We start from the raw sequence: 24,894 nt of genomic DNA, 5'->3' as shown, positions 1-24,894 counted from the left end.
TTTATAAAACAATAGAGCTGTATGGGTGGTGTATGGGTGCTTTAATTTTATACACCCTAAAATTAAAATACATTTGAAAGGCTTTATCCTTTAGACATGCGAACCATCCATTTTCAGACTTTAAAGATCTTTATTATTTCTTTTTTACTAGGAGTTATATCTTCAAGTAATGCACAAACTATTAATATTGGTAGTGGAAGCTATACCACTAGTTTTCCTGGTTCAGATTCCGCAGGGAGAAACGGCTTTCCTTCAGGGACTCCTCAGTTAAGTGGTAATGCTTTAGGTAAACCTGTTCCTACTAATGATTGGTGGTCTAAGTTAATTAAGGAAAATCATGCTGATAATTTGTTTAATTATCCAATGACTATGAAAACCAATGAACAAGGATTGATTGTAACCTATATTCCGTGGGGACCGATAGGAGATTCATCACCTATTGAAATTGGACTTTCTGGGTTGCATGCCTCAATGGCTAAAGTTTCTGATTATTCAGATTGGACGGTTACCATGAATTGGAATGATACCTCTCATGATCTAAAAGCAACATCAGGAATAGGAATGCCTTTCATCTACTTTGAAAAAGGGAATGATGATATTGTAGAAATCAAAATTAACGCTGGTGATGTCACAATTTCAAACGAAATAATTATGGTAAAAGATGCTGCTTCGGGTGCAGATTTTGTCATCTATGGTCCAACGGGAAGTATATGGAATCAAACAGGAAACGTTTACACTTCCTCTTTAAACGGAAAGAATTATTGGTCTTTAGCTATGTTGCCTCAAAGTACTAATAATGTCAGCAGTATTGCCCAAGAGTATAAAAAATATGCCTATGTATTTCCTAGTAACACAACAACAAATTGGAACTACAACGAGTCTAACGCTAAAATGACCTCTACATTTTCTGTTACAACAGATATAAAAGAAGGAAATCATACGAACATATTGATGGGGTTACTTCCACATCAATGGAATAACTTAGCAGCCAATTCTCCAGCACCCAATGAATACACTTATTCAACAGTGCGAGGAGATTTAAAAACACTAAGCGGAAATAGTTTTACTGTAGAAAACACATTTAAGGGAATTTTACCAACGTTACCCAATCTAGGTCACTACAGTCCTGGTTTTAACCCTGCTGCTTTAAACACCAAAATTTCATTAATTAAAAATGATCAATTAGCTACTTGGACGGATTCTTATAATGAAGGACAAGTAATGAATAGATTAATACAAACGGCCAGAATCGCTCACCAAACAGGAAATATCATAGCTAGAAATACCATGCTTTCAACAATAAAAGAGCGATTGGAAGATTGGTTAACTTATGAATCGGGTGAAGTAGCCTTTTTGTATTATTACAACAATAATTGGTCAACATTATTAGGATACCCAGCAGGTCATGGTCAAGATAGCAATATTAATGATCATCATTTTCATTGGGGGTATTTTATTCATGCTGCCGCATTTATTGAACAGTTTGAGCCAGGTTGGGCAAATCAATGGGGAGAAATGATTAATTTGTTAGTAAGAGATGCGGCTAGCCAAGATCGAAACGATTCACTTTTTCCTTTTTTAAGAAACTTTAGTCCGTATGCTGGTCATAGCTGGGCAAACGGTTTTGCCTCATTTCCTCATGGTAACGATCAAGAATCGACTTCTGAAAGCATGCAATTTGCCTCTTCTTTAATTCATTGGGGAGCCGTTACAAATAATGATGCTATTCGCGATTTAGGAATATACATTTATACCACTGAACAAACAGCTATTGAAGAATATTGGTTAGATATTTACAATCGTAACTTTTCAGCGACACATCCTTATAGTTTGGTCTCTCGTGTTTGGGGAAACTCATATGATAATGGTACTTTTTGGACACAAGATATAGCCGCGAGTTACGGGATTGAACTATATCCCATGCATGGCGGTTCTTTATATTTAGGGCATCATCAAACGTATGCGGAATCCTTATGGACAGAAATGGCGGCCAATACTGGTATTTTAAGTAACCAAGAGAATCCTAATTTATGGCATGATACTTATTGGAAGTTTCTAGCTCTAACAGATGCTCAAACAGCCGTCGATCTTTACGATTCCTATCCAAATAGAGAGTTGAAATTTGGGGTTTCTGATGCACATACTTACCATTGGTTGCATACGATGAACAGTTTGGGAGTTCCAGATACTTCTATAACGGCAAATCATCCCTTAGCAGTGGCTTTTGATAATAATGGAGAAACTATTTATACAGCTCATAATTATACAAATAATGCAACCACTGTTACTTTTTCTGATGGTTATATGCTAACAGTTCCACCTAATACTCTAGCAACAAGTAAAGATATTGATATTACTGGTGAATTGTCTATAAACTCTTCTGAAGTTAATGAAAATGATAATGTTTTGCTAAATGCAGAAACTACAGGCGCAGGAATAACGAAAGTAGCCTTTTATAATGACGATGCTTTATTGAGCGAAGACAGTTCGGCTCCTTACAATTACAATCTTCAAAATATTGAATTAGGAATCCATAAATTCTATGCTAGAGTTTATGCAGGAGAGACCTCCATTGTAACCAATATTATTACGGTAACGGTGGGTGATCAATTGCCTTATCTCGATGTAGCAAATCAAATTCCCGGAGTTATTGAAGCAGGTAATTACGATTATTTCGAAGGAGGAAATGGTCAGAACATCGCTTATTTTGATTCTTCTTTAGATAATAAGGGTGATTTTAGACCTGAAGAATATGTAGATGCTTTAGCTGTTGCCTCAGAAGGAAAAACAGTAGGGTGGATTTCTTCTGGAGAATGGCTTGAATATACCGTGAATGTAGAAACGACAGGGTGCTATAATTTAGATATGCGATATGCTTCAGGTAATGACAACGGAGGAGGTCCAATTTATTTTGAAGTTGATGGTGAAAAAATTAGTCAAGATATTTCTTTTCCTTCCACTGGTGGTTGGGAAAACTGGAATACAAGATCTACCAGTACTATTGACTTGCTGGAAGGAGAGCATGTGATTCGGCTTGTAGCAACTGAGGGTGAAATTAATTTAGGTAAAATGGCCTTTAGTTATAACGATACAGAATGTGCCGAACCTGGAATTAATACAGGTTTACCTTTTGATTTTGAAGCAAGTCCCATAACCTCTGATTTTATTAATTTCGACGGAGGAACGGGTACTGTAGAAGCCGTTATTTCTCCACAGAATGAGGGAAATACAAGCGAAAACTTAGCTAAAATAGTTAAAAATGGTGGTCAGCCATGGGCTGGATCCTATATAAATCTAAATGATGCTCTAAATTTCAGTAGCAATAGTTATATAACCTTAAAGGTTTGGACGGATGCACCTATTGGTACTCCAATGCAAATTAAACTCGAACAACAGAACGGTGGTAATACTTTTGAATTGCTTACAAACACTTCAGTAACAAGACAATGGGAGATATTGAGTTGGGATTTTAGTTCACTCGGAGTGAGTGCTTATGACAGGCTAGTTTTTATGTTTGATTTTGGATCTATTGGAGATGGTTCGCCAGCATCTACTTTTTATTTTGATGACGTACAGCAAACAGCAACGTTATCAACTACAGAGGTGATTACAACTCCAATAAGTATCTATCCAAACCCAGTTGATAATAGGCTTTATGTAGATTCTTCTTCAATAACTTTATCAAAGATTGAAATCTATTCACTCTTAGGTAAAAAGCTCATAGAAGTATATAATATTCAGAATTCAATAGATATTCAAGAACTGTCTTCAGGAATGTATATCCTAAAACTTTATGATGAAAATAAATACGTAACAAAAAAAATCATTAAAAAGTAAAAGCGAGTATTATTCAAACAATCTTTTCAAATTGTTTTTATAAACCTTACCAATAGGAATCACAAAATCATTAATGAATATTCTATTTCCTTCAATTTCATTAATGCATTGTTTCGCTACAATAAACGATTTATGAACTTGAAAAAATTCTTCTTCAGGTAGTAGATTCATAATATCAGAAATTTTCTCTCTAACTTGAATTTCCTTATCCGAAGTAACAACTTTTATATAATTTCCAGTAGCCTCCACAAACAAAATATCTTCATACTTTACCTGGACATGTTTTTTATTTGATCGTAAAAATAAACTTTGTTCTTTCTTTTTAACATTTGAAGTTGGACTCGTTTCTTTATCACTTACATCCACTTTATTTACAGCCTTTATAAATCGTTCAAAACTAAATGGCTTCAATAAATAATCAACAATATTCAACTCATATCCTTCCAAAGCAAACTCTTGATAAGCCGTTGTAACAATAACTTTCGGAGGGTTTTGGAGTATTTTTAAAAAGTCAAAACCTTTTAATTTAGGCATATTTAAATCCAAAAAAACTAAATCTACTTCATTATTTTTTAAATATTCCATTGCTTCAATGGCATCATAGCAATGCTGTACAAATGAAAGTTTCGGTAGCACATTACAATAGCCTTTAATAATTTCATGCGCTATTGGTTCGTCATCAACTATAATATACTTTATCATACGTTTAAGGTAAGTTTTGCACTATACATATCCTGCTGAATTGTATGCGTGAAATCATGTTTTTTAGGGTATGCCAAAATCAGCCGTCTTTTTAAATTCTCCAAACCAATTCCTGTTTCACTTTTTTCATCAATATCAAAGTTATTTTCAATTTTAAAACAGACTTGAGCTTCTTCCGAATTGATAAAAATATTAACAAAAGCATTGTTTCGAAGTACTTCAACTCCATGTTTAAAAGCATTTTCAACTAAAATAATAAAAAGTAACGGAACAATTTTAAGGGTTTCATCTTCCACGGAAACATCAAAAGTTATCGTAATATTTTTATGGTAGCGCATTTTATGAAGTTTAATAAAATTGCGAACGAAATCTATTTCTTGTTGTAACGTAACACGTTCTTTTTGTCCTTCATAAATACTATAACGCATCATATCCGACAGTTTTAAAATAAGTTGTTTTGCCTTATCACTATCTTTATCTACTAATCCATATAAATTATTAAGCATATTAAAGAAAAAATGAGGATTTATCTGTGATTGTAAATGCATTAATTCTGTTTTTGTCTTTTCATTTTTCAAATTAATAATGAACCTTATATTCACAAATAACCAATGGAACACCACAACACAAACCGTTATAAAATAGAGTAGGAGAAACTCTACAAAGCCCTCTTTTTTTCCAAAAAAATCATTAAATAACACAATGATTATTCCCATAACACCTAACAATATTCGGAAATTACGAAGAGTAAACAGCTTCTTTTTGTTTAGAAATTTCAAATTCATAAGTCAATATTACTTAAATAAATACGTGTGAACAAATCAATTGATAAACGGCTTTAAACTTTGCATCAACCTACCAAAAAATGGGATAAACATCCTTCGTGGTTCAAAATACTAGTTACATCACATTTTCAGACAAATACATCCCACAATTTTTATAAACGTAAGCTTCAAGCATAGGTTTGCCTTTAGGAATCAAAAAGAACCTATACATGAAGCTAATTATTGATAATTTAAATAAAACCTACGATAGCGGAGTAAAAGCACTTCAAAATGTATCATTAGAAATACCAAAAGGAATGTTTGGTTTACTTGGACCAAATGGTGCTGGAAAATCTACTTTAATGCGCACCATTGCAACCCTTCAAGAAGCAGATAGTGGTTGCATAACATTAGGAGATTTAAATGTGCAAACCGATAAAAATACTATTAGAAAACTTCTGGGTTATTTACCACAGCAGTTTGGAGTATACCCTAAAATGTCAGCAGAAGTGCTACTACATCATTTTGGAGTGTTAAAGGGACTTACCAATAAAAATAACCGCAAAGAAATGGTAGACTACCTATTGCATAAAACCAACTTATATCAAGTGAGAAAGCAAAACCTAGGTGGTTTTTCTGGTGGAATGAAACAACGTTTTGGTATTGCTCAAGCCCTGCTAAATAATCCTAAATTACTTATTGTTGATGAGCCTACGGCAGGTTTAGATCCTAAAGAAAGGAATCGCTTTTACAATCTACTAAGTGAAATCGCTGAAAATACCATTGTCATTTTTTCAACACATATAGTTTACGACATCAAGGAGTTATGCACCAATATGGCAATTATTAATCAAGGAGAAGTGATTTTGAAAGGGAATCCTTTAAAACTCATTGATCAATTGAATGGCAAAATCTATCAAAAATCCATTCAAAGAAACGATTTGGATGCCTATAAAAAGCAATATACCGTTATTAACGATAAACTTTTCCTTGGGAAGCCCATTATCCATGTTTTTAGTGATGTGCCCTTAAACGAAGGATTTACACCCATTGAAGCAGGATTGGAAGATGTGTACTTCTCTCAAATTAACCATTAAAAACAACTCAACATTAAAAACCTTAACCTTTTCCGATGTCACATCGAGTGATTATGCTAACATATTAGTATCGAGATGTTGTTGACAAACTCTCGATACGTCTCACTGTCGTTCAACACTCGAGTTGACAAGCTTTAGTCAAAGATCTTAAAATCGTGAAGGTTAACCTAATCTATTTATTATGTGGTACGAAATATTCAAATTTGAACTCAACTATAGAATCAGACGTCCTGAAACCTATTTATTTTTCATCTTTCTGCTGTTATTTTCAATTGTTGGTGATGTGTTTATTTTTCAAGGTATTGAAATGGGACTTATGAAATGGAATGCTCCACTTGTAATAGCTAAAACAATGGGAGCCATAACAGGTATTTTTATGATCATGGTGTCAATGATTATGGGAGTTCCTGTTTTACGAGACTATCAATATCAAACAGAAGCTCTTATGTTTGTAAATCCGATATCTAAAAGAGATTATCTCTTAGGTCGATTTTTAGGGTCATTTAGTATTTTAGTATTCATTTTTAGTGGCTTACTCATAGGAATGATGATCGGTTCTCAAATGCCTTGGCATACTAAAGAAACAATGGTAGCCTTTAATGCACTTACTTATATTCAATCGTTTGTAGTGGTAGTGTTACCTTCACTGTTTTTTGGAGCTTGTACATTTTTTGTTACTGGTATGCTTAGTAAAAAATTATTGGTAGTATATACTCAAGGCATTGTATTATTCGTAGTTTTCTTATTAACTAAATCCATTACTAATGCCTATTGGCAAGGAATATTTGACCCATTTTCTTTGACCACACTTACTCAGTTTACGAAACATTGGTCTATTAATGAATTGAATACAACGGGAATAACGTTCAGTGGCATTCTGCTACACAACAAACTATTCTGGATGATATTAGGATGGATTGTACTTCTTTTGGGCTATCGTAAGTTCTCTTTTAGCATGCTTGCTAAAAAAGTGAAAGGAAAATCAAAAAGAGCTGAAACAACCATAAACAGAGAGTTTAAAAATCAAATAGCTCCTAATTTCCATATAAATCACTCATTAAAGTCAAAATGGTATCAACTCTTTGAACTTTCCAAATTTTATACACTTTCGCTGTTAAAAGAGGCTTCATTTTGGGGGATTATTATCTGTGGTATCATCATTATTGTGATCAATTCTGTCAATTTAGGAACTGTTTATGGAGTGGATAGTTATCCTGCAACCCATTTTATCATTTCAGAATTACAAGAAATGTCTATGTACTTCTTTCTCATAATTTTGCTATTCTATTCTGGGGAAATTATCTGGAAAGAACGATCTATTAATCAATATGGTTTAAACGATGCTACTCCTATTAGCAGTTTAATCAATTTAACGAGCAAGTTTATTGCTATGAATACCATTTATATTGTGCTAATTGTAAGTTTAATCCTTACTGGAATCCTCTTTCAAATAGCGAGTGGCTATTATCAATTTAAAATTGGCGTTTATTTTTCAGGGTTCTTTATAGAAATACTTCCATTTCTAACGCTTTACACCTTTGCCGCATTTTTCTTTCATAGCATTAGTAAAAACAAGTTTATTGGTATCTTTTTAACTTTATTCTTTTTTATTGTCATAGGAGGTTTGGAAGCTTTAGGATTTAACCATAGTCTTTACAAATTCGGAGGAAACCCATTAGGTATTTATTCAGAAATGAATGGATATGGACATTTTTTAAAGCCTTATCTATGGATTAAAACGTATTGGCTAGTGTTTGGAGTCATTCTTTTAATAATAAGTGCTCTAATCATACAAAGAGGCCAGGAGCGAAGCTTCTGGAAACGTATAACTACCATAAAGCGTCGAATTACCAAACCAATCACCTATCTTGGTTTTACGTCAATAGGAATATTTATATTTTTAGGGAGTTATGTATTTTATAATACCAACATTTTAAACCCAAATTGGGTAAACTCTCAGGAACTCAATTTTCGAGCGGACTACGAAACAACGCTCAAACCTTTAGAATACTTCCCTCAACCTAAAATAGTAGATGTTAAATTAGATATAGAACTATATCCTAAAAAAAGAAGCTATGAAATAAAAGGATCCTATATTTTAGAAAATACAACCGATAAGCCAATTAGAGAAATCCATATTCAAAAGTTAATAGCCTCACATGTTGATTTAAAAGAAGTGACTTTTGAAGGAGGAGCAACGTTAAATTCAAAATATCAGGAATTTGATTATTCGATTTACACATTATCGAAGCTTTTATTACCTAAAAAAACCATAAAAGTGAATTTTAAGCAAGTGTATCAACCATTAGGTTTCAAAGACAATAATTCGAGCACACAATTTGTAAACAATGGTACTTTCTTCAACAATGGAATCCTTCCAAGCCTCGGTTACAATAGAGATTATGAAATAAATAACAGTGATGAACGCTCAAAACTTAAGTTACCTATAAGGTATTATAAAGCTAAAATTGATAACTCAGAGGAATTAATGAATGCACGCTCTGGCGGAGACTCTGATGGAATTCACTTGGAAGTAGTTATTGGTACTCACCAAGATCAAACGGCAGTAACAGCAGGTAAATTAATCGATAAATGGACGAAAAACAATCGCAACTATTTCCATTATAAAACCGACCAACGAATTATTAATTTTTATAGTATTGTTTCCGCTAAATATGAAGTAATGAAAGAACAATGGATAGGCACAAACACAGCTTTAAAACCCGTTGACTTGGAAATATATTACCATGCAGCACATACATATAATTTGGATAGAATGATGAAAGGAATGAAAGCTTCGTTGTCCTATTTTAGTACTCATTTTAGTCCTTATCAATATGAACAGCTACGAATTATGGAGTTTCCACGATATAAGGAATTTGCACAGTCATTTCCGAATACCATTCCTTTTTCGGAAGCGTTGGGATTTGTGTTGGATATTGATGACGAAACTGATGTTGATATGGCGTTTTATATTACTGCCCATGAAATAGCACATCAATGGTTTGGAATGCAAATCCAAGCCGCCAATGTACAAGGAAAGAACTTTGTTTTGGAAACCTTGGCACAGTATGGAGCGATAATGGTACTAAAAGAGTTTTATTCAGAAGAAAAAGTCTTGCAATTCTTAGCCTTACAAAAGGAAGATTATGATAAAAAAAGTAAGAAAGCTGTTTCGGAATCTTCGTTAAGTATGGTTGAAAATCAAGATTTTGTGTATTATAACAAAGGTGCCATCGCCATGTATAAACTACAAAAAATGATAGGAGAGAAGCAGGTAAATTTAGCCTTACAACGATTTATCAACGATTGGCATAGCTATAAAGGAGTTATCAAAATGCAAACTGAGAAGTATGCCACTTCTAAAGACTTATTAGGATACTTTAAAGGAGTAACTCCTCAACATTTACAATATGTTATAGGTGATTTGTTTGAGACAACAAATGCAGATGTTTTAAAGATAATTGAACAAGATTCCTTCTTTTAAAATTAAAACAGATTTTGCAGCTCCATTCCTATAAGAATGGAGTTTTTCTTTATTTACTTAAATAATTTTAGCAATTTAAGGTTTACCTCAAAAGACACAACAAAGGAACTATTACTTTTAAATCCAAGATTGAAAATAATCAATACGGTATGTATAAGTCAATATGAGTTATACTGAATAATCTAAAAAACTAAAAATCATGGAAATACAAGCTATTAAACCAGGACCAAAACCTAAAAAGAAAGATGGAACTCTCGATAAAAGAAGAAGGGATAATAAGGACACCCCTGGAAACAAACCTTCTTTAAAACCGAGTAAATCGACTAAGAAATAACCCAATAGGTTTATAAAAAACAGAAAGAAACGTATTTATAAACCTTAATAAGACTTCCCCAAAAAACACACTTTTTGTGCACTCTTTGAGGAGGTTTTTAACTTTATTTTTAAAAAGTATGATAAAAGAAGAAACACAAAATTTACACTTTTAAGTATCCAACCATTTTTTAAAATTACTTGTTCGTTCCCTAGAAACGATTATTTGTTCTTCTTGATTTGGTTTTAATTTTATTAATAGCCTACTATTAAAATATGAGTGAATTTCTTCTACAGCACAAACAGAAATCATATATTTTCTATTTATTCTAAAAAAATTAATAGGATTTAATATATCTTCTAATTGATCTAAAGTATATTCAATAGGAAATCTTTTGCCTTTTTTATTTAGTAAAAAAATAACCCCATCATCTGCCATGAAATAGGCGATGTCTTCAACATTAAAAGTATTGAATTGGTTCCCCACTTTGACCATGAATCTCCGTTTGTACTCCTTTTTAAACAAATGCCTTATAGCTTCAATATCCGTTGATTTATCACTTCTTTTTTCTATTGTTTTTGTGTATTTCTTTAGAGCTTTTTGAAGTTCATTTTTATCTATTGGCTTTAATAAATAATCAAGTCCGTTATATTTAAAACCTCTAATAGCATATTCATTATAGGCCGTTGTAAAAATTATTGGTGGATGATTTTCTAATCTATCTATAATATCAAAACCATAACCATCGTTTAATTGAATATCTAAAAAAATAAGATCTGGTAATTCATTATTTTCAAACCATCGATGACCACTTTCTACAGATGAAATTTGTTCCAATATTTCACATTCAGGAGCCAATTCCTCAATTAGGTTTCTTATACGTCTAGAAGCAATATCTTCATCTTCTATAATAATGGCTTTCATAGTATTCGTTTATTAAAGTTTTTTCTGTAAATTCTTTTCAGAGAGTAAAGGCATACTTACTTTAAAAGTTTGAGTATTGTTTTCTATTATAACTTTCTCCTGTGTATAAAAAGCATATCTTTTTTTTATGTTTTTAAGCCCAAGTTGTGTTGACTCTTGAGAATCTATCCTTTTTTGTAAATTATTTGTAATTAGTATTCTATTATTCTCAATAAAAACTTCAATTTTAATGGGGTTTTCTTTAGAATAATAATTATGCTTTAAAACATTTTCTACCAACATTTGTATAGACAAGGTGGGTATTAACTTTGAAAAGTATGTTTTATTGATATTTGTATGTATAAGTATAGCGCCATTATGTCGTACTTTCATCATGAATATAAAAGAATCTAAAAACTTAATTTCTTTATCTAAGGTCACTAAACTTTGTTCTGTATTATCTAGAATGTACCGATAACAAGAAGCTAATCTACTAACAAAATCAGAAGCTAGATCTCTGTCTTCATAAATTAAAGACGTTAATGTATTTAAACTATTAAAAAGAAAATGCGGACTTATTTGACTTTTAAGAGATGTATATTTAGAATTCATTACCTCTTTTTTTAAAGCCAATACAGAAAGCTCTAATTTCTTTTTATCGGTAGATATCCAGAAAAACTGATTAAATATCGAAAAAACAAGCGTTATTCCAAACGCTCTAAACATATCTATTTTAAAAACTCTCCAGGGTTCGTTCGTCTCAATATTACATATTGAATTGAATTCAAAAACACCTAAATAATAGATAATCCATGACAAAAAAATCTCAATTAAAGCAGTTATTGTTAGTATTCTAATATGTGTAAGTATTTCATTGGTAATCTTTACTTTTTTTGCTTTCCGAATCAAGTAGTCATTCGTTTCCCAAGAAGCCATAAACAAGATAAAAGCAGATAAATAATAAAACCCAGTGGTACTATTAATTATACCGTCATCTTCAGTAAAAGTATCATCAATGAATGATATAACAATGATAAATACAATGTTAATCACTAGAAACCGTAAACCTAACTTTTTTAAATAAGCTTTAGACATTGCATTTTCATTTTTTGCTGGCATCAAATATAAATCAAATAGTAAATAATATATAGCTATAAATGCTCAGTTGTTGTTATTTCTGTTCAATTGTCGAAATCTTTAGTTCAAGTCGTTTCTTCCATAAACAAGCATATTTTCGTTATTTAGAGTGTAACTCTACAATCCAAAACATTAAATCTACAGTTCATAATAATGACTTTTATAATCCCATCGAAGCTTTAGAGATTTGAGCAACAAATAAAAGTAAATATGAAAGTAATTAAGTTTTTAACATTTATGATATGCTCTATATCGTTTGCTCAAACCGGGACTATTAAAGGGCGAATTTTAGATAAGCAATCTGAAATTTCATTATTAGGAGTTGCTGTAGAACTCATTGATACGTCAACAAAAATAGGAACGATAACAGATGAAAACGGCTATTTTGTATTAGAAAATGTTCCTTTAGGCAGACAGGTTGTTCGAATTACTTATTTAGGGTATGATACCGTTACCATTCCTAATATTGTTGTTACAGCTGGAAAAAGTGCCTTTGTAAATGCAAGTCTTTTAGAATCTTTTGCACAATTAGATGAAGTTGTACTCGTATCAAAACCTAATAAAAGGCAAGCAGTAAATAAATTGGCTGCGGTTTCTGCAAGGCAAATTAGTTTGGAAGAGGTAAATAGATTTTCAGGAGGTAGAAGTGATGTAGGAAGGCTAGCGGCTAATTTTGCAGGAGTCTCTGCTCCTGATGACAGTAGAAATGATATTGTTATACGTGGAAATTCTCCTACTGGTTTATTATGGAGACTTGAAGGGGTACCAATACCGAGTCCCAATCATTTCTCTACTGCTGGTACTACAGGAAGTCCTGTTTCAGCATTAAATACAAACATGTTAAAAAATTCCGATTTTATTACTTCCGCTTTTCCTGCTGAATATGGGAACGCTATCGGAGGGGTTTTAGATTTAGGCTTTAGAAAAGGAAATATTGATACTTATGAATTCACAGCACAAATGGGGGTTTTTACAGGTGTCGAAGCCATGGCTGAAGGTCCTTTAGGTAAAAAACAAGGTTCTTTTTTAGTGGCAGCGAGATATTCTTTAACAGGACTTTTAGGTGTTGGAGGAGCTGGAGGTACATCAGCTATTCCTAACTATAGTGACGTCTCTTTTAATGTAGATTTTGGGTCAGGGAAATTTGGAAATTTATCCTTATTTGGAATCATAGGGAATTCTGATATCGATTTTTTAGGTGATGATGTCGATGATACTGACCTATTTGCAGCTGAAGATGAAGATGCATTCAACACCTCTGGTTTTAGTGTGATTGGACTAAAACACAAAATTGCTACAGGAGATAGAAGTTATTTAAAGTCTAGTGTAACTTTTTCTTCTTCTTCAAATATTTATGAAGCAGATCGTTATATTGACAAAAATACAGACCAAGAACGTGTTATTAGGTTTACAGAAGTAGATAATTCAGAAAACCGTATTACTTTTTCATCCTTATACAACACGAAATTAAACAAAAAGGCAACACTAAGAGTAGGAATGCTAGTGGAGTCTTTTAACGTTAAATCATTCTTAAAAGACAGAGATAAGCAGGCAGACAACAACAATGATGGCGACCCTGATTTCTTTACTTTTAGAGATATAGATGATGATTTTTTACTTTTTCAACCATATATACAAGGTCAATATAGACTAACCGATAAAATAACTTTTAATGCTGGTTTACATTCTCAATACAGTTCTTTAAATGAACAATTTGTTATAGAACCACGAGCCTCTGTTAATTACAAAATTGCCCGTAAACATGCCGTGAGTTTTGGCTATGGAATACATCATCAAAATGTAGCGTTGCCTTTATTATTTTTAAATGAATCTGTAAATGGATCATTGGTGCAAACTAATAGAGACTTAGATTTCACAAGAAGTGAACATTATGTTTTAGGATATGATTTAAATATTGGAAGGAATTGGAGAGCTAAAATTGAAGCTTATAGGCAAGATATAACGAAAGCAGCAGTTGATAATTTTCCATCAAGTTACTCTTCTTTAACCGAAGGCGCCGATTTTAGTTTTAATAATAATCGTGTTTCATTAGTAAATGAAGGAACTGGATTTAATCACGGTTTAGAGTTAACCGTTGAGAAATTTTTTAGTAATAGTTATTATGGACTTTTAACGACCTCAATTTTTGAAAGTAAATATGCGGGTAGTGATGGTGTTGAAAGAAATACGCCTTTTAATAATGGTTATGTTTTTAACCTTTTAGCAGGTAAAGAATTTAAAATAGGTAAAGAAAAAACGAATCTACTTTTTGTTGATACTAGATTTACAATGGCGGGTGGTCGTTATTACACACCTATAGATCTTTTAGCATCAAAAACGGCTGGATTTGAAGTGTTACAAGAAGATGCAGCATATAGTCTACAATATGATGATTATTTACGATTGGATTTTAAATTCGGTATTAAATTAAATAGTAAAACTAAAAAACGTTCACATCAGTTCTATGTGGATTTACAGAATGTCTTAGACACCAAAAATATTTTTACTAAACGTTATAATAGATTAACAAATAATATCGATCAAGTAGATCAAATAGGCTTTTTTCCTGATGTAGGTTACAAATTTCAATTTTAATAATTTATTTTGATGGTGTTGCCTGTATACCCTAAATATTGTGTATATTTTGTTAACTAAACTGGATATATGGGCCCCATCAATTTTTTTACAACATACTTCTAATAGAAGAAAAGGCAATCATCTTAACAATTGATTAATAGGTCTTTTTAAAAAGAACCCGTTTTAAGGCACTTCAAGCTATTCTAACTTCCTTTTAAAAATTTTTATCCACTACCGTCAGGTAAGCCCATGGAGTAAAACATTGTGCATATTTGAGACCAACCAAGTAATCAAATTCAATAATACGCTTTTCGACTACAAAGAAATTAATCTAATCTACTACGGTTCTTCCTATTTTTAAATTATCAGATAGATAAACAACATAATAGGTCATTTTTAATAAACTATCTCAAGTTTAATTAGAAAAATAAACCATTAAAATCATTGATTTCCTAACCATCTATGTGTTAAATATTTTCGTAAAGTTTAGAGAACTAGGCGAAAAGATTTTGATTTATAAACTGAGGAAACTTCTTTCTTAAAAAATAGCTATATAATCTTTTCTTTTAAACTTGATACTTTCAAAGAACTCTTTTATGATCAAAAACCTGACATTTAAGACCTTTTTTCAAGATCAATGCTATTATTTCACCAATTTTAAGAATACAATCAAACGAATATGTTTGATGATATAACAAACTAACAATTCAAATTACGTAGAAATAAATCAGCAACTTACGATTACTGAGTCTGGAAGAAAATTGAATATAATTCAATTAAAAGGAAATTACAACGTACAAAATTTAAATATACAATAGCTTCAAAAAACGATCCTTAATTTCGTAGGAAAATGACAAGTGAATGTAATTGTTTTAGTTAGGTAAATCAAAATAACTTAAACCTTGAACCCATGCAAAACAACACATTCACTGTGGCAGATTATTTATTAACTCGCCTAAAACAGCTAGATGTTACGGAAGTATTTCAAATTCCAGGAGATTATGTAAAAAATTTCACACAAGCATTAGAAAAATTTGATGGTATTGAAACCATAGGAACATCAAACGAATTAGATGCTTCTTATGCAGCAGATGCTTATGGTAGAACCAGAGGATTGTCAGCTGTTTCCTTACAATACGGAGTAAGTACTTTTAGCGCCTTAAATGCTGTTGCAGGTGCGTACGTAGAATCGAGCCCTATGATTGTTATCAGCGCCACTCCTGGCTCTAACGATCGACAAATAGGGAATATGTATAATGTTTTGTATCATCACTCTACAGGTAACCTAAAAGCAGATCAAGAAATATACAATCATGTAACCGTAGCTTCAGAAACTCTTAGCACTTCAGTTGGTGCCGATAAAAAAATTGATAAGGTAATAACCGCTGCAATTACTCATAAAAAGCCAGTTTATATTGCCGCTTATAGCGAAGTTTGGGGAGAACCTTGTAAGCCACCATCGAAAAAGAAATTACAACCAAAAATAAAAAAGAGTAAAAAAAGTGCTTTAAATAATGCTGTGGACCAAGCTTGGTCGCAAATTAAGGCAGCTAAACAACCCATGATTTTTGCTGGAGTAGAAGTGTTACGACATGGTTTATCGGACTTGCTTCAAAAAATAATAGATGCCAGTGGGTTCGTATACACCACTACATCTCTCGGAAAAACAGTTTTGGACGAAGAGGGAGATAAGTTCATTGGTACTTATTCAGATGCTGCATCTATACCTAATGTTACAAGCTATGTAAAAGATTCAGATTGTTTTTTATCCCTAGGAACCCTTATTACAGATGATTATTTGTGGTTTGTTGAAAATAAATTTTCGGACATGATATTGGCTACTACGACGGAAATGAGAGTAGGGTATTTTACCTATAAGGATGTTACTATGAAAGACTTTATGGAAGCCCTTTTGGAACGCTTTGAAAAAAGTAAGTCATATCCACTAAAAAATAAAGCACCAAAGCAACCAAAATACCCTGAACCTTGGGCTTCATCATCAGATCCGAAATACAACAGTACACCAGAAATACTTACTTATAATCGATTTTTTCAATACGCTGTAAAACATATAGAGGATAAAAACCTTTGGAATGACATTAACCTAACCTTTGGAGTGAGTTCAGCGATGTATGTAGCTACCAATATTTACGGCATGAAACAAAATAGTTTTATTAGTTCTGCTGCTTGGCAATGCATTGGCTATGAAACTGGTGCCGCACTCGGAGCTCAATTAGGAAGTAAAAGGCAATCATGGACAATTGCTGGAGATGGAGGGTTTATGATGATTTGCCAATCACTTTCAACCTTAGCCAAATACAACGTAAACAGCGTCATTTTTGTAATGAGTAATCAAGTTTATGCAATTGAACAAGTATTTGTTGATATAGATGCCTTTTGCCCAAAGGGTTCATTCGATGAATTCGATAATTTACCAAAATGGGATTATATGGCATTGGCCAAAGCATATGGAGCCAATGGTCATCGAGCAAGTACTATTGAACAACTGAATGATGTATTGGAAACCATTACCTCACAAAAAACAAACAAACCAACTTTGGTCGAAGTTATCATTCCTGAAAAAGATTTAGCAGGTCAAATGAAAAACTTAACCTCTCAAGTAATGAATTGTAATCACTAAAACAAATAACAATGACAAACGAAAACAAAACCTATTCAATTTTTGGAGCAGGTGCCGCAGGTTTATATACAGCCTGGAGGTTACTTCAAGGAAAACCAGCAAATCAAAAAGACACATCGAAAAACTTACAAAAAGGAGATACTTTAGAGTTATACGATTGGGGAAAATATGAATTTTCAAAAGAAGAAAAAGGAACAAGAGCAGCGGGAGCTAGAGTTTGTACTTGGCATTATAAAGAAGATAAAGATGCATCGTATTTAGAGTTAGGAGGTATGCGTTATTCTGCTTGGGACTATAAGAAGACTAAGAACAATCCAAATCCTAACGATGCTAACAATCCTGGACATCGCTTGGTAACCAAAACAATCGATGAAATTGGTTTAGAAAAGTACTCTGTTCCTTTTAACGAAGCCAGCGATCCATTATTATCATTAAGAGCAAAAAGCATGTACACTTCCGATATTAATGCCGTTAATCCCGCTCCCTATAATGTAAATAATTATGGAGAGTACACCGCCCCTGATGACGGGTTTACAAAAATTGAAAGTGTTGGAATTAATGTTTCCGACGATGCATTACCACCAACAAGAAATGAATGGTGTAAATTTTATGAAGAAGGAACTATCACTGAAGATTTAGGCGATGAATCCATCTTTGAAAAAGGGCAAAAGCTAAAGGATATTGGCTATTGGAATTTAGCTTATGACGTTTTAGGGCAAGAAGGTTTCAGTTATTTGGCGGATGGAAACGGCTATTCTTCTAATGTGGTTAACACAAATTCAGCACAATCCTTTGAAGTTAATAACGAATTTACACCAGGAACTTTATATAAGACCTTAACCATTGGCTATTCTGGTATTTTTTCTACTCTTTTCCAAGAAATAGTAAAACTTGCAGATGAAAAAGGTATCAACTTTAAATATCATCCAAATACAAGGTTACGTTCAATATTAGAAAATAAAAGCACAATCCATTTTACTACAGCGAGTAGGGCAGAACCTACGAAGGAATTACATTCCAAAACGTGTAATGCAGCCTTTTTAGCTATGGGTAGATATGCCATTGATTTGGTTGCTCAGGCTACACGTTATATGAATAAAAGTGACGACGATTTTGATGTTTTAAATGATAATAAAGTTCAGTTATATTTAGAATCTGTTTTAATGCAACCATCCTACAAAATAGGAATGTTTTTTGATTCTCCTTGGTGGAGAGATGACATTCCTTCACCACCAAAATACCCAGCAAAACTAAATAGTTATTTTTTAACTCAGGAAGGGATTAAAGTGCTTAAAAAAGATAAGTTCCCTAAGAAATATCTTGAAGCAATTGAAAAAGCAAATTCCGAAGCTGCGAAAGCAAAATTAAAAGCTGAATCGAAAAATAAGGCCTATGACAATTCAGTAACCTCTCTTATAGAGGTTAGCTATGACACAGAAAGCGATTTTTTAATAGCTGCGGAAAGTATTGTTAAAGCTAATTTTACCTATGAAGAGAAACAACAAATTACCAGTGTAGCACATTTAGATACCATTGGTCCTAGTGCAACAGATATGCCGATTAGACAGGTGGTTTATTTTGGAGACAATGCACGTAAGGAAAAAGGTAAAAAAGTTTACGGAATTTTAGCAAGCTACGATGATATACGATATACAACCTTCTGGAAAGCATTAGAGATAGGACCGAATAGGGAGCGTAAAGTTGCGGAGTCACAAGATACTCAGCCTTTAGATGGGCCACGTAAAGCACCAGCTATTATGGTAAAAATGCTACGCCAACAACTGGCCAAGTTACATTTTGGTTCTCAAGCAAGTTATTCAGCCATTCCAGAGCCTTTGGAAACCAAATATATGGATTGGTCATTGCCACCATTTAATGCGGGATATCATGCATACTATTCTCATTATAATATAGGTGATGTACAACAAAAAATACGAAAACCATCATCATTAGTAAAAGGCAAAGACAGCAATCTTTTTATTGTGGGATCTACATACTCTAACGATCAAGCTTGGGTAGAAGGTGCCTTTTGTACAGCAGAGTCTGTTTTAAACGATTTCTTCAATATTGAAAAACTCATAGACGATACAGAGTACCCTTTTATTTGTCCAGCATAAAAACATAACATCAAACTAGTAACAATTTAACTAACATATTATGAGCGAAACACAAAAATCGTCAGTAAAACCCTATATTGAATGGGAAGAAGGACAACCAACTGGACCTCAATTTGGTATTTTATCAAAACTCCATGGTACTTGGGTGAATTGGAAAGGTGGTCCTAAGGGCTTACATACAACTCCTATGCCCTCGCCGGGAACATCTTCCGAAACCATTTTTGGTGTCTTTCATTTTAAATCTCAAGAATATAGAGAACAACTGAAATTCACACAAGTAAACGCACCGGTTCGTAACCGAGCGGGATCAAATGAGCAATTTAATGCAGCTGTGAAATATGAAACTGCTATTATCGATAACAATGATGATCTTCAACATTTTGAAAATGGAATGTATTTATGGTTAGGAGATCATGAAATGCCTTGGAAACCAAGCAGTCCATATCAGAACCCACCAAACATGTTTAAACATGCGTCAAGCGAAGAGTCTGTAAAAACCGATGGAGGAAAACCGGTTATAGAATCGGGTGCACTCGGACCACAATTTGTACCACCATATCAAATCTCTCGTTCAGGTGTTATTCCTCATGGAACCACTATTCATATTACAGGGAATATTACAGAATCTGAAAAAGGTGCACCCCATATTGCCAATCTTTGGGAACAACAATATTTAGCAGTATCTCCAAGTATGGGAATTCATCCAGAAGAAGATTTAATACCTGGATCACGTAAAAAACCCCTTTGGACTGAACTTCCTCGTGAAGATCAAAAAGATGGAGGTGTAAATAGTGGACGTGCTTATTTTGAATCCATTTTTAATTATGATCAATTTGGTGCTAAATTCCCGTATACAGTTCAACCAAACTTGAAGTTGTCAGATGCTATTGAAAACATGGATGTGAAGAGATATGATTTGATTGAATTAGATTCATTTCATAACACAGGAGTTCAAGGAGCTACCATCAATAACGTTATGATTCATCGTTATTGCAAAGTGGTAAGAATGCGATACCGTATGTGGATAGAAGAAGTTTATGATGAAGAGTTTGGAGGACATATAGAACAACTTCAATATGAACAAATTGTTGATTTTGAGTTTATGTTTGGTTCTACTGGCGGTACAACATTATGGCCTCATATTCAAGTAAACACACTACGTCGTGAAAAAGATGTTCCATTAAATAAACGTTTAAAGTCTATTAAATTACCAACAGAGGCTTCTGAGGAAGTAGATGAAACTCAAGGATCGGTTTGCCCAATGATGAACCACACACGTCATTAAACTTCTATACGTCAAATAAAGAAGAACGTTTCAATGATAATACAAACTCAATAACCGCTATTAAGCTGTTATTGAGTTTTTTTGTTGTTATAATAAAAGGCTGAAGCTATTGATATTACTCTGTTTCTGTTAGATGTTATATTGTAACTTTCTTTACATTTTTTTTAAATATTATTTAGAGGTGAAATAAACTCCTTCATTTTCAAATATATTTTTCCAAAAACAATAAACATCTTAAATCATTATTTAGAATTGAAGGTTCCATCAAAGTAAATGATATGAAAACCTATTCAATTATTGTTAATTATTACTCTTATACCTGAAATAGAATCTCTTATACCGATAATAGACACGCTTGTGGTTATAATACGTTTTGAAATATCAATGACACCTAAATTTATTTACGAATTAACCAACACTTTAATTTTAATTAAAGTCAATTTATATATACGTCTTTAATACTAAAAAATACTATCATATAGGTCAGAATGAAATAATACCATCTACAAATTGAAATTACCAACAATATAATACCATTTTCTCTTTCCGGTAATTTCAAATCACAAATGGTATAAGTTGAGATAAATTGTAATAAATAGCTGATCAATTTCATCAATACTTTAAAAGAAGTTTACATTCTTATCTACATCTGTATGAGGTATTTTCTAAGTATTATAGCACAAAATATATTTACAAACACCCTAAAAAAATGAAAAACCAAACAAAAGAACAAGAATTTGATGTGATTGTAATAGGGGGTGGTCCAATTGGATTATCATCTGCATATCACCTAAGTAAACAAGACTCTACAAAAAAGATACTTGTAGTAGAACAATTTAAATTTGTAAATGACGAAGTGAGTTCCGCAGGGAAATCTCGTCAATTTCGTGTACAATACGATACTGTACCCATGGCAAAACTGGCTTTGCGCGCAAAGGATCAGTGGCTCGATTTTAATGAAGCTTCTCGCCAAGAACTACTGGAACAGGTAGGTGCCTTATGGTTCGGTGACCCAGAGTTAAATTCTTCAGAAGGAGGAATAAACGATGCCATAGAAGTAATGGATGAGTTAGGTATACCTTACGCCCCCTTTAAAAGTGGTGAAGAAATTATGGATAGATTCAATTTTAAAGATCTTCCACTTGATTATGAGGGGTTCTTTCAAGCAGATGGAGGAATATTAGATATTGCAGCCACTCAAGAGTTTATGTTGGCTGAGCTACAAAAAAATGAGAATGTAGTTTTAAAAGACTTTACAGAAGTAATAGATATTGAATCACTTTCAAATGATGATATTTATGTTACCGTTAAAAACAAGAACAATTCAGAAGACATCGTTCGTTATAAAACTGAAAAATTAGCATTAACACCTGGACCATACATCAATGATCTTGTACGTCATTTTGGTTTAAAAGTTGATATTGATATTTGGACAATGTCTTCTTCTTATTATAAAATCCTAGATCCAGAAATAGCAGAAATAGGAACTACTTATTATGTTTATGAAAATAATGAAACAGGATTGTTCTATGGATTTAATGAAGTGCCTTGGGCAAATCCAGGGTATGTTCGTGTTGCGAATGCTGTAGCAGATGAAATTATAGATCATCCTTCAGAGAGTACACATCAACCAGATTTAAAAAATATTGGATATACTACAGATTGGGTGAAAAATCATATGCCTGGTCTTGAACCAAAAGCATCATTGCTCTCAACATGTATGGTTGCCATATCAAAATCAGAAAATGAAATATTGTTAGATTATCTACCCAATACCATCAGTAACAATAAAAACATAGTAGTATATACGGCTGGTTGGGCTGCAAAGTTTATACCTACACTTGGAGATTTAATTTCTAAAATGTTATTGAATACTCTTTCTGAAGAAGATAATTACTTTTTAGATTATATGACTATTGATTGGAAATTTCCATTTGATACCTATGCGCCACATTTACATAAAAAAGAAAGTAAAAAACAATTACTGAGGTCTTCTGAAGCAGAAACAACGAAACCCACTCATAAAGGCCATAAAAAATTTTCTAGTACCCCTGAGCCAGGCTTAGATTTAGATGTCGCTATTGTAGGTGCTGGAGCCTCGGGGTTATATTCTGGATATCGACTACGAACAGGGGTAGATGTCGATGGAAATCCATTAAACCTAAAAGTAACTATTTTCGAAGCAAGTGATCGTATTTGTGGGCGTTTAGATTCGGTAGAATTACCTGGAATGGAAGTTACAGCCGAACTTGGAGGAATGCGCTATATGGATACTCAAAAAATTATCACGGGACTTATAGATAAATATCAAACAGACGGATTGTTAAAATCCATTCCTTTTGAAATGGGAGATTCTGGAAATCAACTAATTTATTTAAGAAAACAACGTTATCATGCAGAAGATTATGATGTTCCCGGTTTTAAAACCAGATATGATGTAGAACTAAAATATCAGGGAAAATCTGCTAATTATGTTTTCAATGATATTATAAATACTGTTTTAAAGGCCGATGGCGAAAGTATCGAGGCTATACAAAACAGTTCAGATCCACAAGAAGAGTGGAGACGTGTAAAAAGAGATTTAGTCTATAATTTTGACGGTCCTTTTTATAAAATGAAGGTCTATGAAATAGGGTTTTGGAACTTATTAAAAGATCAAAGCTCTCAAGAGTGCTATGAATTTTTAGCAAATGCAGGTGGTTATTATTCCAATACTATCAACTGGAATGCTGCTGAAGCATTTCCGTATATGGTAGGTGATTTTTCTGATGATGACGTTACCTATAATACTATTGAAGGTGGTTTTGATAAAGTGTTAAGAGTTACGGCAAATAATTTTATAAATGCTGGAGGAACAATAAAGCCTAATAACGTATTAGTAAATTTCGAAAAAACTACTGCAAATGATCCAACCGATAGAAAATACAAACTTATTTTTGAAAATGTTGCCACTGGAGAAAAGCATAATTATCAAGTACGTAACAAAGCCAACCAATGGGTTGCTTATGCAGATGATATTATTTTAGGAATGCCGCGAAGATCTTTAGAATTATTAGATCAAAGTAATTTCTTATTTAATCCATTCGAACAAGAAAGCAAAGCATTACATCAAAATATTAAATCCGTAATGAATGAACCTGCTTTAAAAATTCTATTAGGTTTCGAATATCCTTGGTGGCCAATAGATCCAGCCAATTATCAATCGCCATCAGTAACCGATTTGCCTATGCGACAATGTTACTATTTTGGAACTGATGCCAATAATCATTCATTGTTTTTGGCTAGTTATAATGACATGAGAACAGTTTCTTTTTGGAAAGCCATGGAAAATGATGAATTATTTGAAACAAAAACTACAGATTATTTGTCGGCAACAGCTACACGACGAAAACGACTTCAAGAGTATCTAGAAAAAGAAGTACCTCCTGCAACTAAAAGTATGGTTGCCGAAGTTATGAAAGAAGTAAGAGAAATGCATGGTACTGATAATATTCCTGAACCATATACTTCTGCCTATAAAGATTGGAGTCATGATCCTTATGGAGGAGGTTACCATGCTTGGAAAGCAGGGTTTGTTGTAGCTGATAAAATGCCAGAAATACGACAACCACAGCCCAATGAACGTGTTTTTATTGTTGGAGAAGCCTATTCAGACCAACAAGGTTGGGTTGAAGGAGCTTTTTGTGAAGCCGAAAAGGTAATGCTTCATCGCTACAATTTACAACGTCCTAGTTGGATTCCTACTGATTACTTTTTAGGATGGGAATACGAACTTCCTATCATTGAGACTGTTTAATTAAACATCGATAACCGGGAGTTCAAATACAAGAAATTTGTATTGAAGGTTTTAAAAAGATTTTCTCTGAACTCCTATACTTCCATGATATAGAGTATCATTCATACTATGAACTCATTTAAACTCAAAAAGTTTAAATGAGTTCTATATTTAATTCTCTTGAGGTCCGCCTCAAGAGAATTATTTTTTGAATTAAAAAAGATAAAAGTAGAGGGGGTTAATACAATATCTTTTATAT

13 protein-coding genes are annotated in these 24,894 nt (G+C 32.9%); 9 read left to right on the top strand and 4 right to left on the bottom strand.

Translation table 11 applies throughout. The features are described 5' to 3' along the window. Positions 1-96: 96 nt before the first annotated feature. A complete protein-coding gene (locus tag BLW23_RS04255; protein ID WP_093667983.1) occupies positions 97-3,837 on the top strand; it encodes a glycosyl hydrolase in 3,741 nt (1,246 codons plus the stop codon). A gap of 9 nt (positions 3,838-3,846) precedes the next feature. Here the strand turns inward: BLW23_RS04255 and BLW23_RS04250 are convergent, their stop codons facing one another. Both BLW23_RS04250 and BLW23_RS04245 read right to left on the bottom strand, forming a co-directional pair. Next, positions 3,847-4,539 (bottom strand): LytR/AlgR family response regulator transcription factor, encoded by a 693-nt coding sequence (locus BLW23_RS04250; protein ID WP_093667982.1) that lies wholly within the window; start codon positions 4,537-4,539, stop codon positions 3,847-3,849. Continuing rightward, positions 4,536-5,087 carry a sensor histidine kinase gene (locus BLW23_RS04245; RefSeq protein ID WP_255362731.1) on the bottom strand — a complete coding sequence of 184 codons (552 nt, stop codon included), beginning with the start codon at positions 5,085-5,087 and terminating at the stop codon, positions 4,536-4,538. The genes BLW23_RS04250 and BLW23_RS04245 overlap by 4 nt, the downstream gene beginning before the upstream one ends. Positions 5,088-5,533: 446 nt before the next feature. On the opposite strand from BLW23_RS04245, the gene BLW23_RS04240 reads away from it, so the two are divergent. The 3 genes from BLW23_RS04240 to BLW23_RS23620 all read left to right on the top strand — a co-directional run bounded on the left by BLW23_RS04240 (position 5,534) and on the right by BLW23_RS23620 (position 10,221). Next, the gene (locus BLW23_RS04240; protein WP_093667980.1) at positions 5,534-6,400 is read left to right on the top strand and encodes an ABC transporter ATP-binding protein; all 867 of its coding nucleotides are present in this window, start codon (positions 5,534-5,536) and stop codon (positions 6,398-6,400) included. A 181-nt stretch (positions 6,401-6,581) separates the two neighbouring features. Then, a complete protein-coding gene (locus BLW23_RS04235; RefSeq protein ID WP_093667979.1) occupies positions 6,582-9,887 on the top strand; it encodes a M1 family aminopeptidase in 3,306 nt (1,101 codons plus the stop codon). A gap of 199 nt (positions 9,888-10,086) precedes the next feature. Beyond that, positions 10,087-10,221, top strand: a complete 135-nt coding sequence (locus BLW23_RS23620) for a hypothetical protein (RefSeq protein WP_255362730.1) — start codon at positions 10,087-10,089, stop codon at positions 10,219-10,221. Between the two features lie 150 nt (positions 10,222-10,371). Here BLW23_RS23620 and BLW23_RS04230 read toward each other — a convergent pair whose 3' ends face one another. Next, positions 10,372-11,124 carry a LytR/AlgR family response regulator transcription factor gene (locus BLW23_RS04230; protein ID WP_093667978.1) on the bottom strand — a complete coding sequence of 251 codons (753 nt, stop codon included), beginning with the start codon at positions 11,122-11,124 and terminating at the stop codon, positions 10,372-10,374. 12 nt (positions 11,125-11,136) lie between these two features. Continuing rightward, positions 11,137-12,222 carry a sensor histidine kinase gene (locus tag BLW23_RS04225; protein ID WP_093667977.1) on the bottom strand — a complete coding sequence of 362 codons (1,086 nt, stop codon included), beginning with the start codon at positions 12,220-12,222 and terminating at the stop codon, positions 11,137-11,139. A gap of 228 nt (positions 12,223-12,450) precedes the next feature. Here BLW23_RS04225 and BLW23_RS04220 point away from each other — a divergent pair, with 228 nt between their 5' ends. From BLW23_RS04220 to BLW23_RS04200, 5 genes are all read left to right on the top strand, one after another. Continuing rightward, a complete protein-coding gene (locus BLW23_RS04220; RefSeq protein WP_093667976.1) occupies positions 12,451-14,835 on the top strand; it encodes a TonB-dependent receptor in 2,385 nt (794 codons plus the stop codon). Positions 14,836-15,727: 892 nt separating this feature from the next. Next, a complete protein-coding gene (locus BLW23_RS04215) occupies positions 15,728-17,458 on the top strand; it encodes an alpha-keto acid decarboxylase family protein (protein WP_093667975.1) in 1,731 nt (576 codons plus the stop codon). 11 nt (positions 17,459-17,469) lie between these two features. Next, the gene (locus tag BLW23_RS04210; RefSeq protein WP_093667974.1) at positions 17,470-19,575 is read left to right on the top strand and encodes a flavin monoamine oxidase family protein; all 2,106 of its coding nucleotides are present in this window, start codon (positions 17,470-17,472) and stop codon (positions 19,573-19,575) included. Between the two features lie 40 nt (positions 19,576-19,615). Then, a complete protein-coding gene (locus BLW23_RS04205; RefSeq protein WP_093667973.1) occupies positions 19,616-20,860 on the top strand; it encodes a peroxidase, FMP-type in 1,245 nt (414 codons plus the stop codon). Positions 20,861-21,569: 709 nt separating this feature from the next. Then, positions 21,570-24,656, top strand: a complete 3,087-nt coding sequence (locus tag BLW23_RS04200) for an FAD-dependent oxidoreductase (protein ID WP_093667972.1) — start codon at positions 21,570-21,572, stop codon at positions 24,654-24,656. Positions 24,657-24,894: the final 238 nt, after the last annotated feature.

Origin of the sequence: Tenacibaculum sp. MAR_2009_124 (assembly GCF_900105455.1) — a bacterium.
In the GTDB taxonomy this organism is placed as follows: domain Bacteria; phylum Bacteroidota; class Bacteroidia; order Flavobacteriales; family Flavobacteriaceae; genus Polaribacter.
This window is presented reverse-complemented; position numbering and strand designations above follow the sequence as displayed.

Coding starts and splice junctions, on each gene's coding strand:
- BLW23_RS04255 (WP_093667983.1), top strand. CDS start 97: ATGCGAACCATCCATTTTCAGACTTTAAAGATCTTTATTATTTCTTTT.
- BLW23_RS04235 (WP_093667979.1), top strand. CDS start 6,582: ATGTGGTACGAAATATTCAAATTTGAACTCAACTATAGAATCAGACGT.
- BLW23_RS04215 (WP_093667975.1), top strand. CDS start 15,728: ATGCAAAACAACACATTCACTGTGGCAGATTATTTATTAACTCGCCTA.
- BLW23_RS23620 (WP_255362730.1), top strand. CDS start 10,087: ATGGAAATACAAGCTATTAAACCAGGACCAAAACCTAAAAAGAAAGAT.
- BLW23_RS04200 (WP_093667972.1), top strand. CDS start 21,570: ATGAAAAACCAAACAAAAGAACAAGAATTTGATGTGATTGTAATAGGG.
- BLW23_RS04250 (WP_093667982.1), bottom strand. CDS start 4,539: ATGATAAAGTATATTATAGTTGATGACGAACCAATAGCGCATGAAATT.
- BLW23_RS04240 (WP_093667980.1), top strand. CDS start 5,534: ATGAAGCTAATTATTGATAATTTAAATAAAACCTACGATAGCGGAGTA.
- BLW23_RS04210 (WP_093667974.1), top strand. CDS start 17,470: ATGACAAACGAAAACAAAACCTATTCAATTTTTGGAGCAGGTGCCGCA.
- BLW23_RS04230 (WP_093667978.1), bottom strand. CDS start 11,124: ATGAAAGCCATTATTATAGAAGATGAAGATATTGCTTCTAGACGTATA.
- BLW23_RS04205 (WP_093667973.1), top strand. CDS start 19,616: ATGAGCGAAACACAAAAATCGTCAGTAAAACCCTATATTGAATGGGAA.
- BLW23_RS04220 (WP_093667976.1), top strand. CDS start 12,451: ATGAAAGTAATTAAGTTTTTAACATTTATGATATGCTCTATATCGTTT.
- BLW23_RS04245 (WP_255362731.1), bottom strand. CDS start 5,087: ATGCATTTACAATCACAGATAAATCCTCATTTTTTCTTTAATATGCTT.
- BLW23_RS04225 (WP_093667977.1), bottom strand. CDS start 12,222: ATGCCAGCAAAAAATGAAAATGCAATGTCTAAAGCTTATTTAAAAAAG.